15 protein-coding genes are annotated in these 15,255 nt (G+C 73.3%); 2 read left to right on the top strand and 13 right to left on the bottom strand.

The features are described 5' to 3' along the window. Positions 1-31: 31 nt before the first annotated feature. The 7 genes from ABZX22_RS13535 to ABZX22_RS13505 form a co-directional block, all read right to left on the bottom strand. Entirely contained in the window at positions 32-1,150 is a 1,119-nt protein-coding gene (locus tag ABZX22_RS13535; protein WP_354908197.1) for an alcohol dehydrogenase catalytic domain-containing protein, read from the bottom strand. Between the two features lie 160 nt (positions 1,151-1,310). After that, positions 1,311-2,138 carry a DMT family transporter gene (locus ABZX22_RS13530; RefSeq protein WP_354908196.1) on the bottom strand — a complete coding sequence of 276 codons (828 nt, stop codon included), beginning with the start codon at positions 2,136-2,138 and terminating at the stop codon, positions 1,311-1,313. 467 nt (positions 2,139-2,605) lie between these two features. Beyond that, complete coding sequence (locus ABZX22_RS13525; protein ID WP_354908194.1) at positions 2,606-3,217, bottom strand: glycerol-3-phosphate responsive antiterminator; 612 nt, start codon at positions 3,215-3,217, stop codon at positions 2,606-2,608. Positions 3,218-3,233: 16 nt separating this feature from the next. Next, positions 3,234-4,796: an FAD-binding oxidoreductase gene (locus ABZX22_RS13520; RefSeq protein WP_354908192.1), complete on the bottom strand. Its 1,563-nt coding sequence runs from the start codon at positions 4,794-4,796 to the stop codon at positions 3,234-3,236. Further along, the gene (locus ABZX22_RS13515; RefSeq protein WP_354908191.1) at positions 4,793-6,466 is read right to left on the bottom strand and encodes a glycerol-3-phosphate dehydrogenase/oxidase; all 1,674 of its coding nucleotides are present in this window, start codon (positions 6,464-6,466) and stop codon (positions 4,793-4,795) included. Before ABZX22_RS13515 ends, ABZX22_RS13520 begins: the two co-directional genes overlap by 4 nt. After that, positions 6,463-8,031, bottom strand: coding sequence for an FGGY family carbohydrate kinase (locus ABZX22_RS13510; RefSeq protein ID WP_354908189.1), 1,569 nt, complete (start codon positions 8,029-8,031; stop codon positions 6,463-6,465). The genes ABZX22_RS13515 and ABZX22_RS13510 overlap by 4 nt, the downstream gene beginning before the upstream one ends. Before the next feature lie 39 nt (positions 8,032-8,070). Next, a complete protein-coding gene (locus ABZX22_RS13505; protein ID WP_354908188.1) occupies positions 8,071-9,507 on the bottom strand; it encodes an MFS transporter in 1,437 nt (478 codons plus the stop codon). Between the two features lie 193 nt (positions 9,508-9,700). On the opposite strand from ABZX22_RS13505, the gene ABZX22_RS13500 reads away from it, so the two are divergent. Continuing rightward, entirely contained in the window at positions 9,701-9,994 is a 294-nt protein-coding gene (locus tag ABZX22_RS13500; RefSeq protein ID WP_354908187.1) for a putative quinol monooxygenase, read from the top strand. On the opposite strand, the gene ABZX22_RS13495 is transcribed toward ABZX22_RS13500, so the two are convergent. From ABZX22_RS13495 to ABZX22_RS13485, 3 genes are all read right to left on the bottom strand, one after another. Beyond that, positions 9,973-10,812 carry a rod shape-determining protein gene (locus ABZX22_RS13495; protein WP_354908186.1) on the bottom strand — a complete coding sequence of 280 codons (840 nt, stop codon included), beginning with the start codon at positions 10,810-10,812 and terminating at the stop codon, positions 9,973-9,975. The genes ABZX22_RS13500 and ABZX22_RS13495 overlap by 22 nt on opposite strands. Further along, positions 10,809-11,153 (bottom strand): hypothetical protein, encoded by a 345-nt coding sequence (locus ABZX22_RS13490; protein ID WP_354908184.1) that lies wholly within the window; start codon positions 11,151-11,153, stop codon positions 10,809-10,811. The genes ABZX22_RS13495 and ABZX22_RS13490 overlap by 4 nt, the downstream gene beginning before the upstream one ends. 128 nt (positions 11,154-11,281) lie before the next feature. After that, positions 11,282-11,656, bottom strand: a complete 375-nt coding sequence (locus ABZX22_RS13485) for a hypothetical protein (RefSeq protein WP_354908183.1) — start codon at positions 11,654-11,656, stop codon at positions 11,282-11,284. 135 nt (positions 11,657-11,791) lie between these two features. On the opposite strand from ABZX22_RS13485, the gene ABZX22_RS13480 reads away from it, so the two are divergent. Beyond that, the gene (locus tag ABZX22_RS13480) at positions 11,792-12,460 is read left to right on the top strand and encodes a hypothetical protein (RefSeq protein WP_354908181.1); all 669 of its coding nucleotides are present in this window, start codon (positions 11,792-11,794) and stop codon (positions 12,458-12,460) included. Positions 12,461-12,489: 29 nt separating this feature from the next. Here the strand turns inward: ABZX22_RS13480 and ABZX22_RS13475 are convergent, their stop codons facing one another. From ABZX22_RS13475 to ABZX22_RS13465, 3 genes are read right to left on the bottom strand one after another with little or no spacing between them, the layout of a single operon-like run. Further along, entirely contained in the window at positions 12,490-13,416 is a 927-nt protein-coding gene (locus tag ABZX22_RS13475; protein WP_354908179.1) for a BadF/BadG/BcrA/BcrD ATPase family protein, read from the bottom strand. Further along, the gene (locus ABZX22_RS13470; protein WP_354908178.1) at positions 13,416-14,504 is read right to left on the bottom strand and encodes a hypothetical protein; all 1,089 of its coding nucleotides are present in this window, start codon (positions 14,502-14,504) and stop codon (positions 13,416-13,418) included. The genes ABZX22_RS13475 and ABZX22_RS13470 overlap by 1 nt, the downstream gene beginning before the upstream one ends. Further along, positions 14,501-15,247 carry an SIS domain-containing protein gene (locus tag ABZX22_RS13465; RefSeq protein ID WP_354908177.1) on the bottom strand — a complete coding sequence of 249 codons (747 nt, stop codon included), beginning with the start codon at positions 15,245-15,247 and terminating at the stop codon, positions 14,501-14,503. The genes ABZX22_RS13470 and ABZX22_RS13465 overlap by 4 nt, the downstream gene beginning before the upstream one ends. Positions 15,248-15,255: the final 8 nt, after the last annotated feature.

The following is a 15,255-nucleotide window of genomic DNA, read 5'->3' as shown; positions in this document are numbered from 1 at the left end:
CTCGGCCGCGCCCGTCCTTCCCGCTCGCCGTTCAGGCCTGCTCCTCGCCGAAGACGATGACCTGCCGGACCGCCTTCCCGTCGGCGAGCTGGTCCATCGCCTCGTTCACCGCCGAGAGCCCGATCCTCGCCGACACCAGCGCGCCGACCGGCAGCCTGCCCTCGCGCCACATGCGGGCGAAGACGGGAATGTCACGGGAGGGGACAGCCGACCCGAGATAGCTGCCGATGATGGTCCGTCCCTCCGCCACGAGCTTGAGCGGCGAGATCGACGATCGGGCGTCGGGCGCCGGAAGCCCCACGGTGACGGTGCGGCCGCCGGGGGCGGTCGCGTCGACCGCGCTCTCGAAGGCGCGAGCGTTCCCGGCCGCCTCGATGACGACCGGCGCCTTGATACCGAGCGCGGCGACCTCGGCGGGACTGTAGGTCGCATGGGCGCCCAGGTCACGGGCGGTGGCGAGCTTGTCCGGATTGCTGTCGACGCCGATGACCGTGACGCCGTCCAGGGCACGCGCGGTGATCAGCGCGGCCATGCCGACGCCGCCGAGCCCGACGACCATCACCGTCTGCCCGGCGGCGGGTTGGCCGGCGTTGATGACCGCGCCGCCACCGGTGAGCACGGCGCAGCCGAGGATCGCGGCGACCTCGGGAGGGACGTCGTCGTCCACCGGGACGACCGAGTGCCGGTCCACGACCGCGTACGTGGCGAAGGCCGAGACCCCGAGGTGGTGCAGGACCCTGCCGCCGTTCCGGTGCAGGCGGACGCCACCGGTCAGCAGCCTCCCCTCGTTGTTGGCCGCGCTGCCCCGGACGCAGGGCGTCACGCCGTCGGTGGCGCAGCCCTCGCAGGCGCCGCAGCGGGGCAGGAAGGTCATGACGACCCGCCGGCCGACGGCGATGTCGTCGACCCCGGCGCCGGCCTGCTCGACCACGCCGGCCGCCTCGTGTCCCAGGAGCATGGGTACGGGGCGCACCCGGTTCCCGTCGACGACCGACAGATCAGAGTGACACACGCCGGCCGCCTCGACCCTGACGAGGAGCTCGCCGGGGCCGGGCGGGTCGAGGTCGAGATCGCAGATCGTCAGCGGACGGGACTCGGCGTACGGGCGCGCCCGGCCGATCTCCTCAAGGACGGCTCCGCGGATTCTCATCACATCACCTCTCAGAGGCTCCAAGGTTGTCTTCACGATAGGTTCGTCGGGCGGATACGGCCCGGCCGGACGCCGGGCGACTCCCTCGCCGCGGCGGCTGGACGCCGGGCGGCTTCCTGTCACGGCGGCGGCTTTTCCACGCGAGGCGGCGCCGTGACTCTCAGGACGGGGCGGACCGGTGGTTGGCCAGCAGGACACCGGCGCCACCGAGAACCAGACCGACAACGGCGAGCGGATGCAGCACCTGGCTCACGAGGAGCCAGGCCAGCACCGCCGTCACCGAGGGAGTCAGGAAGAACACCGTGCTCACCCGACTGGCGGACCAGCGGAGCAGCATCATGTTGAGCAGGATGAACGACGCGATGGAGTTGACCAGCACCATCCACGCGACGGACGCGCCGAACGCCGTCCAGTCCGACACCCGCGGCGTCTCGACCGCCAGACAGACCAGCCCGACGGCGGGGGCGCTGACGAGAAGCTGCACCGCGGTTCCGGCCCGCACGTCCATGTCGGGGACGAACCGCTTCTGGTAGAGGGTGCCGGCGCTCAGCCCGAGCAGCCCGACCAGGCACAGCGCCACGCCCCAGCCGGACAGGCTCACCCGGTCGGCCACCGCGAGGACGACACCGGCCGCGCCGAGGGCGAAGCCGAGCCCCTGCCGCCTGGTGACCGTCTCGCCGAGCAGGCGCATGGCCAGCACGATGACCACGGGGCTGAGCCCCTGGACGAGGGAGACGACCGCGGCGGGGAAGCCCATGCCGAGCGCCGTGTAGAAGCAGCCGAACTGCAGGGCCTGGATCAGCAGCCCGGAGACGGCGATGTGCGCCGCGGCCCGGCCGCGTGGCCAGGGTGCGCGGGTGATCAGGGCGTAACCGGCGAGCAGCACCCCGGCCAGGGCGAAGCGCGCGAACATCAGCAGCAGCGGCGGAGCCGCCGCGACTCCCGGGATGCCGGCGATGAAGGCGCTGCTCCAGAGCAGGACGAACACGGCGGGCGCGACCGCCGTCAGCCGCGGGCCGCCGGGCGTCCTCCCGGCCGCCCCGCCACCTGGACCGCGGGCCGTACCGCGGGCCGTACCGCCGGACGTCCCTTCGGCTGCCCCGCCACCCGGACCACCGGCCACCCCACCGGACCTGCCTCCAGCCGCCCCGCCATCCGGGCCCCGGCCCGTACCGCCGGACGTCCCCACGGGTGCCGCGTCACCGAGGCCGCGGGCCGTACTGACCGGTGGCGGGCCGGGTGTCGCCGCCGGGGATCCGGGCGGCGCACCGGACGGCGGCCCGGGTGGGGGTCCGGGCAGGTCCGGGGTGACCGGCGTCATCGAGTCGTCCTTCCGTGCGAAGACCCACCGGTGGGGACACACGCGGCGGCCGAGGGGCGGCTGAGGGATGGCTGCGCCCGCCCCGCACGCCCGGCGCAGCAGAACGGCGGGACGGAGGGACGGAGGGAGGTGGTTCAGGAGGCGCGCAGGGCCGACCGGCGCAGCTCCCACAGGGCCTGCTCCGAGGTGCAGACCCCGGCGGCGCCGTGGCGGAGCGCCTCGGCCACGTCCGCCTCACCCTGGACGAACCCGGCCGCCAGGTACGGCACGCCGAGCTCCCTGGCCTGCTTCTCCACGTATCGCAGCACGACGGCGGGCATGAGCTGGACCAGATCGGGACGGGACCGGGCGATGGCCTGGACGCTGCGGTGCAGGTTGGAACGGTCGGTCACGAACACCTTCTGCATGGCCAGCAGTCCCAGGCTGCTCGCCCGCTCGACGATCGCCGCGCGGGTGGAGCAGATCCCGACCGCCCCGATCCCCTTGAGGTAGGTCAGGGCGCCGGGGTCATGGCCGAGGCCGGGGGTCGAGTCCATGTTGACGAACACGATCTTGTTCGCGGCCAGGGTCCGCCGGACGGTCGCCTCGAGATCGCCGAGCGGGACCGAGGCGAGGATGCCCAGCGGGGTCGAGGTGGTGGTGAACCGGTCCGCCATCTCCACGCCGACCAGCGACGCCATCACGGGGTGTTCCGCGAGCGAGGCCAGCAGGCGCCGGTCAAGGGGACGTTTCGGACGAGGGTTCACTGCTCCACCTTATGCGTCAGCCGTGCGCGGTTGTGTCGGCCTGGAACCGGCTGGGCAGCCCCAGCTTCCCCGGGTTCATGATCCCCTCGGGGTCGAGGGCCCGCTTGACCGCCACCAGGGTGCCGAAGCCGCCGGCCAGCGAGCGTTCGACGTACGGCGAGCGCAGCAGTCCGACGCCGTGGTGGTGGCTGATGGCGGCGCCGTGCCGGATGAGCACCTCGTTGGCGGCGTCCCAGGCGGCCCGGTACCACTCGCGGCGGCCAGCGCGTTCCACGTCGCCGCGCAGCGAGAAGTACAGGCAGGCGCCGTCGGTGTAGGCGTGCGACTGGTGCGCGGAGGCGCGCAGCGTCCCGGGGACCGCTTCGATGGCCGCCACCACCTGGTCGTAGATGGCCGTCAGCGACGACCACGGCGCGGCGATCTCGCAGGTGTCGGCGACGAAGCCGGGGCCTTTGGCGAAGCCGTCGCCGGACTTGCCGACGACCATCCGCTCGTCGAGCCACCGCGCGAGGACCGCGTCGCCGTCGAGCGTGACCGCCGCCCGCTCCTTGCAGACCTCCTCGACCACCGCCATGGTCGCGTCCACCAGTGCGGGGTCTCCCTCGTCGGCGATGAGCAGCAGGTTGGTGTCCCGCTCGCCGAAGTGGGTGCCGCTCTCGTGCGCGTCGTACAGGCGCAGTACCGCGGGGGTGGCGCCGCGCTGGAGGATCTCCCTGCACGCGTCGAGCCCGGCCGCGAAGGTGTCGAAGCCGTACGCGAGCCCCACCGCGTAGTCGGGCAGCCGGTGGGTGCGCAGCCGCAGCCGGGTGATCACGCCGAGCGTGCCCTCGGAGCCGATGAACAGCTGGCGCAGATCAGGCCCCACGGCGGCCCTCGGGTAGGTGCCGTAGCTGGCGGTGCTCCCGTCGGGCAGCACCACGTCCAGCCCGACGACCATGTCCTCGATCTTGCCGTACCGGGTGGACAGCTGGCCCGCCCCCCGGCAGGCCGCCCAGCCGCCGACCGTCGAGATGGCGAAGGCGGACGGCCAGTGCCCGGTCGTGGCGCCGTACGTCTCCTGCAGTTCCTTCTCGAACAGGTCGCCGAACATGCCGGCCTGCACCTCGACGATCATCGACTCGGCGTCGAAGGAGATGATGCGGTTGAGCCGGCAGACGTCCAGCACGACCCCGCCGAACACCGGCAGGGCGGCGCCGAGGACGTTGCTGCGGCCCGCCGAGACCGTCAGGGGGATGCGGTGCGCGTGGCAGAGCCTGACGATCGCGGCCACCTGCTCCTCGTCGGCCGCCTCGACGATCACGGCGTCCGGCGTGGCGGGGTGACCGTCCGTCTCGCCGATGGAGGTGCCCGCCCACCAGTCGCGGGTGCGCGTGATCACCTCGTCCCGCTCGGTGTGGACGGCGGCGGCGATCGCCCGCAGCTCGGCGACGACCGTGGCGGGAACCTCGACCACGGCGGCCTGCAGGCTGGCCGGGCCCGCGCCGGGCGGGCAGTCGGCGGCCCAGCGCGGCGGGGTGGGCGCGCCGACGACGTAGTCACCCCGGTTGAACGGGTGGGTGATGGTCTGCCTGCTGATCATGAATGTGCCTCCATCAGTACGGTCTTCTCGCGCTCGATGCCGGAGATGTAGTCGTCGACCTGCCGGGCGACCTCGTCGTCGGACAGCCCGAGCTCTCTCTGGAGCAGCCGGCCGACCTCAGGGGCGGCCTTGACCGACAGGTCGCGGGCGAACACCCGCATCCGGGTGCGGCGCGACAGCACGTCGTCGACGCTTCGCGCCAGCTCGCACCTGGCCGCGTAGACCACCTCGGCCCGCAGGTGGGCGCTGCCCTCGATGATCGGCTCGGCCAGGGTGGGGTCCTCGCCGAGGAGGTCGGCGACGAAGCGGGCCTCGGTGCCGTAGCGCTGTCCCAGGTGGGCGCCGAGCCCCCCGGTGGCTGAGGTGGCCTCGGCGTCGTAGCCGGCGCCGCCCAGCAGCGGGAGGCGTGCCGTACGGCAGCGGGCCCTGCGGCCGAGCACCTTCAGGGCCGCGTCGACCACGAGCTCCCCCATGTGGCGGCTGGTGGTGAGCTTTCCGCCGGTGACGGTGACGAGCCCGTGCGCGTCGGTCGAGATGCGGTGGTCGCGGCTCATGTCGAGCGTGGCTCCCTCCTTGCCGCCGACCAGGGGACGCAGCCCGGCGATCGAGCCGATCACGTCCTCGGGGCCGAGGTCGGCGTCGAAGGCGGTGTTGGCCCCGTCGAGGAGGTACTGCATCTCCTCCCTGGTGCACAGCACCTCATCGAGGGATCCGTCGTAGTCGGTGTCGGTCGTCCCGACCACGACCACGTCCCCCCAGCGGGTGCAGGTCGCGCGGCGGGCCCGTCCGGGGACGGGCACGGTCACGGTGCCGTCGATGGGCAGCCGCGTCCAGGGCACCACGATGTGCACTCCCTTGGCCGGACGGATCCGGGGCCGGTGGCCGGGATCCGACAGGGCGTCGAGCGCGTCCGACCAGACGCCGGTGGCGTTGATCACGACGCCCGCCCGCACGTCGATCTCGCGGCCGTCGACCTCGATCTTCGCGCCGCGCACCCGGCCGCCCTCGCGGACCAGGCCGCGGCAGGCGGCGCCGTTGATCACGGTCGCTCCGAAGTGCGCCGCGGTCCGCGCGATCGTCAGGGTCAGGCGCGCGTCGTCGGTGCGGCTGTCGTAGTAGAGCAGCCCGCCCTTGAGCTGTCCTGCGCGCAGCCGCGGGGCGCGGGCGAGGACTTCGGCGGCGCTGAGACGCTGGTGCAGCCTGCCGATGCGCCATCCTCCCGCGAGGTCGTACGTCCACAGCAGGCCCTCGAAGGCCTTGGCGATGCGCGCGTCGAAGACGCCGTCCTGGGCGAGCACGGGGAAGACGAACGGCAGCCGCTGCACCAGGTGCGGGGCGTTGTTGCGGAACCGCTGCCGCTCCAGCAGCGAACGCCGGACCAGCGGCAGGTTGCCCTGCTCGATGTAGCGCAGGCCGCCGTGCACCATCTTCGACGACTTGGAGGACGTGCCCGACGCGAAGTCGTCCCGTTCCACGAGCGCCACGGTCAGGCCGCGGGTGACGGCGTCCAGCGCGGTGTAGCAGCCGGTGATGCCGCCGCCGACGACCAGGACGTCCACGGGCCGGGCGGCGAGCCGTTCGATCTGTTCCCTGCGGTCGAGCGCGAGCGCGGTACGGCGGATGGCGCTGTTCGTCTCTGACCTCGCCTTGCGTGCGGGAAGCCGGATCACGAGGGTGATTCCTCCTGTACGTCGGGTTCGGGACCGCGGGAGCCCGGCGTGCCGGGGCCGGCGGTGGCGGTGTGGCGAGCCAGCAGGTCGCGCCATGCGGCGCGGGCCGCCACCCGCTCGCTCTCGGGAAGGGTGGGTTCGAAGACGGGGGCAGGCCGGAGGCCGGCGACGGCCGCCGAGACGTCCGGCCACAGCCCGGCGCGCACGCCTCCGAGGTAGGCGGTGCCGCGGAGGCTGGCGGTCTCGTGGTCGCGGGCCCGCCGTACCGGCCGGCCGATCAGGTCGGCCTGGCTGGACATCAGCACGTCGCTGCCGGCCAGCCCGCCTCCGCAGAACAGGTCGGTGACCGGCCTGCCCATGACGTCCTCCACGCCTTCCAGCAGGTCGCACACCGAGTGCGCGAAGCCGTTGAGGACGCCGCGGGCCAGCTCCGCCCTGGTCGTGGACAGGCTGAGGCCGGTGAGGACCCCCGTGGCCTCCGGCGACCAGACCGGGGTGCGCAGTCCCGCCAGTGCGGGCAGGAACATCACCCGGGTCGGCCCGGTGTGCTCGCGGGCGAGTTCGGCCAGCTGGGCCGGCGAGCCGAACAGCCCGATCTCCTCGCACAGCCAGCGCATCGCCGAGCCGGTCGTCGAGGCGTAGCTCTCCAGGCTGAACACGGAGGTGCCCCGCGACCGCCAGCCGACGAGGGTGAGCACCCCCGGCACCTGGCGGCCGGAAGCGGGCGGCCGGTCGCCGGCGACGGCGTCGAGGAACGTTCCGGTCCCGTGGACGCTCGTGGCCTGGCCGGGCCGGTGGGCGCCGAGCGCGATCATCGCCGCGTGCTGGTCGCCCATGACGGACAGGATGGGCAGCCGCACGCCGAGCACGGACGGGTCGGTGGCGCCGAAGTCGCCGTCGTCGTCGACGATCTCCGGCAGCAGGTCGGGCGGGCAGCCGAGGAACTTCACCCACGGCTCGTGCCAGCCGCCCGTCCGCAGGTCGTAGGCGCCCACGGCCACGGCGTTCGTGGCCGACATGACATGGCGCGCGCCCCCGGTCAGCTTCCAGACCAGCCAGGTGTCGACCGAGCCGAAGGCCAGCCTGCCCTCGTCGTGGGCCCGCCGGAGGGCCGGGTCGCCGGCGACCTCCTCGGCCGCCCACAGCAGCGGCGCCCGGGAGCCGACCGGCCGGCCGGTGTGCTCGACCAGGTGCGCGTCCCACTCCGGCTCCCACTCCCGCAGCCGGGCGGCGTACCGGCGGTCCTGCCACACCACGGCCTGGCTCAGCGGGGAGCCGGTCACCGTGTCCCACAGCAGCACCGTGGCGCGTTGGGTGGAGAGCGACACCCCGGCGAGCTCCACCCCGTGCGCGGTCGCCCACTCCATCGCCTCTCGGCAGACCCGGACGGTGTCCGCCCAGATCTCCGTCGCGTCCTGCTCGACCCGCAGGTGGTCGGGCGAGCGGACCGAGAGCGGCAGGTAGGCGGCCGGTGCGGCGGTGCCGTCGTCGAGGACGACGGCGGCCCGGGTGCCCGTGGTGCCCTCATCGATGCTGAGCACGCCGCGACGGCGTTGCCTTGTCATGCGCGAAGGTCCTTTCATCGTGTCCGTACCGGACACCGTTCAGGCCGACACCGTCGTACGCTGCCGGAGGCTGATCGCCTCTTCCTCCAGGTTCACCGCGACTCGGGTGGGGTCCCACTTGATGGCCAGGCAGGTGAGCAGGCCGACCAGCGGCACCACCGACAGGACCATCAGGCTGTTGCCCACGCCGATGCCCGCCTGGAGCTGCGGGAACAGGTACAGGCCCGCCACCGAGCCGAGGCTGCCGAGCATGCCGGTCACGCCGGTGCCCAGCGTGCGGATGTCGCTGCGGTACGAGAGCGCGGCGATCGACTTGCCGTTGGGGCCCGGTCCGGCGGAGTGGAAGAAGATGAACAGCACCGGCAGCAGCGCGGCCAGCGCGACGGGCAGTTGCTTGAACGTCGCGCCCATGACCAGCAGGGCGACGAACACCATGGCGTAGCCGGCCATGGAGCTGACCCGCAGGCCGAAGCGGCGGCCCGCGTAGGCCGACAGGCAGCCGCCGACGATGCCGACCGCGTTGAAGGCCATGGAACCGAGCGTCGCCTTCTCGAACTCGCTGCCGAACAGCTCGAGGCTGATGACCGGCAGGTACCAGCCCACGGCGAAGTACTGCATGGCCTGGGTGAGGGAGATGGCGGTCGACAGCACGGTCCTGGGCAGGTAGGGCTTGCGGAACAGGACACCCGCGTCCCGGAACCCGACCGGGTGGGCGCCCTCCTGGGCCGGCCCGGTCTCCCGTGCCCCTTCCTGTACGGCGAAGCCGTACATCCGGCGCAGGTTCGCCACGGACTCCCCCAGCCTGTTCTTGGCGGCCAGCCAGGTGGGGCTCTCCACCAGGAACAGGCGCTGCAGGACGAGCAGGACGAGCGCGAAGGCCGCCGACGAGCCGACCGACCAGCGCCAGATGTCGGCGCCGACGTCGAAGTTGTAGAACAGCAGGGTGAGCAGGAGGTTGGTGGTCGTCGCGGTGTACCAGACCCCCTGCCAGAAGTTGAGTCTGCCCTTGAGGGAGGCGGGGGTGTACTCGGCGAGCAGCGCCATCGCCACGGCGAAGTCGACGCCGTAGGCGACGCCCACCAGGGCCCGCCCGGCGAAGACGGTCTCGAAGTCGGAGCCGACCGCGGTCAGCACCGCGCCGCAGGCGAAGACGACCTTCGTCATCAGCAGCGGCTTGACCCTGCCGATCCGCGCGGCGAGCCAGCCGCCGAAGGGGTTGGAGATGATCGCGATCGCGGGGGCCATGGCGGTGAGCACGCCGACCTGCGTCGGCGACAGGCCCAGTTGCTTCACCATGGGCGACAGGCCGGCCCCCAACGCCGCGTTGGAGTAGGCGTCGAGGAACAGGCCTGCCAGGGCGAGGAACCAGATCCAGTTCGCCCGGCCGCTCAGGCGCTTGAGGGTGTCGATGAGGTCGGCAGCGTCTCCCGCGTTGCGGATGACCGCTGGTGCCGTGTTCGCAGAGCCGTCGTTCATGCTCAGCCGCCTTTCGGGGGGTGTCCCTTGCCAGCGGTCCAAGAACGACAAAAAGCACAGACGAAGACCACTGACAGGGATGTCTTCGTCTGTGCCTGTCGGTTAGCGGGACGTTAATCGCGTAGTGTCCGATATGTCAAGCATGATGGGCCGGGTGTGAGAGGTTCCGGCACCCGTCCTAGAGTCACCCGTCATGGCATATGTTGTGCAAGCCGTGTGGACCGCGCGCGACGGCGAGGAGACCGCCGTCGCCGACATCATCCGGACCATCACCCCGCTGTCGCGCCAGGAACCGGGCAACCTCTCCTACCAGGCCCACGTCGCCGTCGACGACCCGCGGCGGTTCATGATCTACGAGCGGTACGTCGACGCGGCGGCCTTCGAGGCCCACCGCGCCTCCCCGCATTTCCAGAAGTACGTCGTCGGTGACTGCCTGGCCCGCCTCGCCTCCCGGGAGGTCGTCGCCTACGAGCCTCTCGACCCCTGAGCGAGCCGGGCGGTCAGGCCGGATTGCCGGCACAGGTGGGTCAGGCCGTAGACGGTGGCGTGCGCCGGTTCGGACGCCACGCGTACGGGCATGCGGAGCGTGCTGCGCAGCCGGTTCAGCAGCCGCGTCTGCCCGGCGCCGCCGCCGGTGACGATCAGGCCGCCGTCGCGGACCGTCGCACGCAGGTGTGCGGGCATGCGGTGCAGCAGACCGGCTGTCATGCGGACCACGCTGTCCACCGTGGGCCAGGGCAGGCCCGCGCGCGTGGTGGCGCTCAGTTGCAGGGCCACCGCGTCGGTGATGGCGCCGTCATGGATGACGACGGCCTCCACGACGCCCGCGCCCACGTCCAGCAGCAGGCACGGCCGGGGATCGGTCACATCGAGACCGGCGCCGACGGCGGCCGCCAGGGGCTCCTCCACGAGCACCACCGGGCACTCGGCCGCCTCGATGACCGCCGTGCGCAGCGACCGGCGCTCGCTCGCCGTGGCGGCCACCGGCACGCCGACCAGTATCCGCTCCAGCGGCCAGGCTCCGGCCAGCCGCGCGTCGTAGAGAACGATGTCGACCAGCCGCCGGCAGGCCGCCGGATCGGCGACCACGCCGTGCCGGATCGGCCAGCGCAGTCCGGAGGGCGCCGTGGTCCCCGGCGCCCCCGCGGGGACCGCCGAGAGCCGCTCGGCGATCGCGAACGTTCCCGAGGTCAGCGACCTGGTGCGCACGGTTCCGAGGTCCAGGACCGCGTAACCGCGCACGTCACGGCGGCGCCGTCCGGTCTGCTCGCCGGTGCGTGCGGCGGTCTGGGGCGGGGTGCTCATGCCGACGCCTCCCTCTGCGGAGGTACGGCGCAGCCGTCGCAGGCGAGCCGGTGCGGCGCGCGCAACAGCTGCTCGTAAGGGATGAACGACGTGCAGTCCGTGCACACGCCGTAGCGCTCCCTGTCCATGCGGTCGAGTGCGGCCTCGATGTCGGCGACCTGCCGGTCCGCGCGCGAGGCACGCCCGCCCGTCGCGGGCGTGAGGGCGGCGAGCTGGTCGTGCAGCAGCCGGCGCAGTTCCTCCAGCTGCGCCAGGTGCCGGTCGTAGTGCTGGAGGTGAACGCGGACTGATCTGACGTCGGCCATGACGATGATCGGCTCCTTGCTTGCGGGGAAGGCCACGCCGCGCTGGACGTGGCGATGCCGAGCTCCCGGCGGCGCCCGCGACGCGGCCGCGCGTGCACACCCGGGCATGCACAGCGGGCCTCCCGGCGTGCGAGCGGCCGGAGACAGGAAATCGAAGGACGCGACTAGATCAGCGGAGGACTGCGCGAGCCGGCGGCGCGGTGCGCCTCCTGCTGAGGATGGCGGATGGCGCCGGCACCGGGTTCCGGCCCTCCCGGCGACGGGACCTGGCCGGTCTCCGGCCGCCGTTCGGCGCGCAGCGCCGTCCACAGCGACGACACATGGCGCGCGGTGACACCGGAATTCCGCGGCGGCAGGCTGGACAGCAGAGCGTCCTCGGCGCCCGGCGCCCAGGACTGGCCGGAAGCGTCGGCCGGCCGCAGCGCCACGCCGTGACCGGCGGGAAAGGAGCCGGCCAACAGCAGAGACAGCAGGACCAGGCCGATCACGCCGGTGAGCGCGACGGCCGCTCGTGGTGTCCTCCACGGCCCCCTTGTCATGCCCCCGACCCTAGCCCAACCTGCGCGAAACCCGACATCCGGGCGAAACGGGCACCAGGTGCGGCACGCCGATCTTTGCAATTCCTCCACATCTCATGGGCCATACCTGCACACGACCTTCCTATCGTGGGGCCGGTGACGGTCTTCGAGACGGGCCCGTCCGGTCGCGAGCGACCCGGACGGCGGCTCCCCATCTGGATTCCGCTGCTGTTCATGGGCGTCGTGACGGTGGCGCTGCCGGCGATGGAGCTGCACATCGGCCGGCTGTCGACCACGCTGTGGATCCTCACTCCGGTGGTGACGCACGGGGCGTACGGCGTGGCGCTGCTCGTCTACGTGCTCGGGATGAAAGCCCTCGCCAGACGGGGCGCGCCGGCCGGCGCCGTGGGTCTGCTCCTGGTGGTCATCGGCATCGCCGGCCCCGTGACCCTGCGGTCCTTCCCCGAGTTGCGCATCCAGGCCCGTTTCCTGCTCGAGCGGCCGGCGTTCGACGAGGTGGCCGCCCTGTCGGACAGCGGACGGCTGCCCGCGTCGCAGCTCGGCGGCTACCTGGGCGCGCGGCTGCCCGACCGCCTGTGCTTCGTCTCGGCCACCTGCCGGGTCAAGACGATCGGCACCAGCGGCGGGCGGCCCGTGCTGTTCGTGCCGGACTGGCTCGGCATCCCCGACGACGCCGTCGGCTACGCCCGTTTCGCGGCTCGTCCCGGCGGCGAGACCTTCGACGGGTACGGCATGCGCATCTGCCCGACCGTCGAGCTCGCGGACGGCTGGTGGTGGATGGGCCGCTGCCCGCCAACCCGCTGACTGGACGTGGCGGTGGAAGAGCGGCGCTGCTATGTCGCCCCGGTGAAGCGCGGGTGTGTGGTGGTCGCGGCGTCCTGTCCGGCCAGGTCCAGGGCGGCGAGCCAGCATGCCGCTCCCGCCGTGTCCCGTGCGGTGCTGACGCGGTGTCCACGCAGCAGTTTCATGACGGCGTCGCGGACGGCGCCTTCGCTGGTCAGGACGCTGCCCGCCAGCACGATCGGCCCCTCGCGATGCAGCCGGGACACGGTGGCCACCAGGCGGGCGGCGGCGGCCTGGACTATCCGCGCGGCCGCCGGGTCCCCCAGCGCGGCCGCCTGCCCGATCAGGGGCGCGGCGGCGGCGAGCGTCATCCGGTCGGCCTGCGCCTGCCGGACGATGCGGTCGGCTCGCCGCCGGGGCGGGCCGGTCACGCCGAAGTGCCGGCTGACCAGGTCGACCAGGGGTCCCGGCGGTGTGCCGCCGTCGAGGGCGTGGACGGCCGCCCGCACTCCGGCACGTCCGAGCCAGAAGCCGCCGCCCTCGTCGCCGAGCAGCCAGCCGAGGCCGTCGGCGACGGCCTCGACGGCGCGGCCGGTGAAGCGGGCGGCGGCGGCCCCTGTCCCGGCCAGCAGCACCGTGCCCGAGGGGGCGGGCGTGCCGGCGGCGTAGGCCACGTCCACGTCGCTGACCAGCCGCGGGGCGTGGGCCAGGCCGTGCTCGGCCCAGACCTGCCGGAGCACGGCGGCGAAGGAGCCGTCCGAGCCGGCCACCCCGGCGACGGACGCGGTCACCGACGACGGGTCCAGACCGCCCATCGCCTGGCGCAGGGCGCTCGCGATGGCCGCGGCCGCCGCGGCGTCGCCGTGCGCGGCCGGGTTGCCGCCGCCGGCCGTGCCGTAGCCGGCTCTGGCGCCGGACAGGGTGTGGACGGCGACGCGGGTGGAGGTGCCACCCGCGTCGACACCGGCGACGAGCATCAGCGCACCAGCCGCGCGGCGCCGGGCGCGAGGACGAACGTGGCGCCGATGGGCTCGTAGGACCCGGTGGCGGGGTCGAAGGCGGCGGCCGGGCGGGCGAGCGTCACCTCGGTGGGCCGGTCGTGGCGGGCGTTGCACACGAACAGGTGCCGCTCGCCGTACCGGCCGACCACGACGTCACCGGCCGGCACCGCCCCGTCGGCGGCCGGCGCCGCGCCGCGTGGCACCGGGCCGGTGTGCCCGGCCGACCGCCACGGCAGCCGGGCCAGCTCCTCCCCCACCGGCCGCAGCCAGCCGGTGTTGAGGTCGCGCACGATCCCGTAGCGCTCGGTGGGCTGCCCGCCGTCGACGAGGGCCGGCTGGAAGCCCTCGCCGCGCGCCGGATCGGGCGTCCAGTAGGTGAAGTACTGGATGCCGGTGTAGCCGTAGGCCAGCGCGGTGTTGACCTGCCAGGCCAGCTCGGCGGCCGTCGGCGTACGGTGCCCGTCGTAGGCGAGCGTCTGGACGTACATCCACGCGGGAAGGCCGGCCCGTCGCGCGTGCGCGCGGATCACCGCCAGGTCGGCGAAGTAGCCCTCGTCCTCGCCGGTGGACAGGAACGGATAGCGGTCGAAGGAGACCACGTCGGGACGGACGGTGTCGACGAAGCCGCCGACGTAGGAGTCGTAGGACCCGGTGACGTGGCTGGGGAACAGGTTGACGTAGGCCAGGTGCCCGCGGGCGCGCACGGCCGAGACCCCGGCCGCCAGGCGCGGGAAACGCTCGGGCAGCGGTTCGTCCATGAGGCTGACGCCCCGGAACGACGGGTGCCCCGCGTAGTCGTCGATCACCCGGCCGATCAGCGCCCTGGTCTGCTCCTCGCCGGGGTCCAGGTCGCGCATGAGCACCTCGACCCGCGGATCGGAGGCCACGAGCACACCGAGGCCGGTCTCGTCCGCGCAGGCCAGGGCGTGCCGCAGGATGACCGTGTCATTGAGGTAGTTGCCGGTGATGACCAGGTCGATGCCCGCGTCGGCGATCTCGCGGTACCTGGCCACGGTCGTCTCGTGCGGAGGCGGCGGCCAGAACGCGGCGATCGTGAGGCTCACAGCGCACCGGTCCTGATCCGCCCCGCGTAGCGCGCGGCCAACGCGTCGTTGTGCGCGTCGGCGCCCGGGATGTTGGCGGACAGGTAGGTGGGCGGGACGGTGCCGGCCGCGCCGATCAGGCCGATCGCCTCGGCGACCATGAGCTGGACGGCGGTGGCCGAGGTGATCGAGGAGATGCCGCACACCGGCCCGTGCTCGGCCTCCAGGACGGCGTCGCCGTACGGGGCGAGGTTGTCGATCACGACGTCGGCCAGCTCGAACAGCCGCTCGCCCGAGGGGTGGCGGGAGGTGATGGCGGTGGTGTGCGCCAGGGAGGTGATCGCGATCAGCGGCAGCGAGCGCTGCTTGACCAGCCTGGCCATCTCCACGGTGGAGCCGTTGCCGCCGGAGTTGGAGGCGATCACGAAGACGTCGGCCGGCTCGATCCTGTGCAGGGCGAGCACCCGGTGGGCGGTGTGCGGGTCGCGCTCGGCCAGCGGGTCGAACTCCTGCGGGGAGGCCGTGCCCAGCACCACGGGATCGCGCAGGGTCAGCCGGTTGGTCGGGATGAGACCACCGGCCCGGCCGGCCACCTCCAGCGCCACGGCCTCCGAATGGCCGGTGCCGTAGGCGTGGACGACGCCTCCGGCCCGCACCGCCCCGGCGATCAGCGCCCCCGCCCGCCTGATGGCGGGCAGCTGGCTCCTCGTCAGCTCGTCCAGGCGCCGGCGCGCCTCGTCGGCGAAGGCCATCACAAGATCCATGAAGGGTT

The organism is Nonomuraea sp. NPDC003804, from assembly GCF_040610675.1.
Classification (GTDB): Bacteria; Actinomycetota; Actinomycetes; order Streptosporangiales; family Streptosporangiaceae; genus Nonomuraea.
Note: the sequence above shows the minus strand (reverse complement) of the source record. Positions and strands in the feature narration are given on the sequence as shown.

Bases quoted from the DNA above. Each gene is read 5' to 3' on its own strand.
- ABZX22_RS13495 (WP_354908186.1), bottom strand. From the start codon at position 10,812: ATGAGCACCCCGCCCCAGACCGCCGCACGCACCGGCGAGCAGACCGGA.
- ABZX22_RS13505 (WP_354908188.1), bottom strand. From the start codon at position 9,507: ATGAACGACGGCTCTGCGAACACGGCACCAGCGGTCATCCGCAACGCG.
- ABZX22_RS13485 (WP_354908183.1), bottom strand. From the start codon at position 11,656: ATGACAAGGGGGCCGTGGAGGACACCACGAGCGGCCGTCGCGCTCACC.
- ABZX22_RS13475 (WP_354908179.1), bottom strand. From the start codon at position 13,416: ATGCTCGTCGCCGGTGTCGACGCGGGTGGCACCTCCACCCGCGTCGCC.
- ABZX22_RS13535 (WP_354908197.1), bottom strand. From the start codon at position 1,150: ATGAGAATCCGCGGAGCCGTCCTTGAGGAGATCGGCCGGGCGCGCCCG.
- ABZX22_RS13520 (WP_354908192.1), bottom strand. From the start codon at position 4,796: ATGATCAGCAGGCAGACCATCACCCACCCGTTCAACCGGGGTGACTAC.
- ABZX22_RS13465 (WP_354908177.1), bottom strand. From the start codon at position 15,247: ATGGATCTTGTGATGGCCTTCGCCGACGAGGCGCGCCGGCGCCTGGAC.
- ABZX22_RS13510 (WP_354908189.1), bottom strand. From the start codon at position 8,031: ATGACAAGGCAACGCCGTCGCGGCGTGCTCAGCATCGATGAGGGCACC.
- ABZX22_RS13500 (WP_354908187.1), top strand. From the start codon at position 9,701: ATGGCATATGTTGTGCAAGCCGTGTGGACCGCGCGCGACGGCGAGGAG.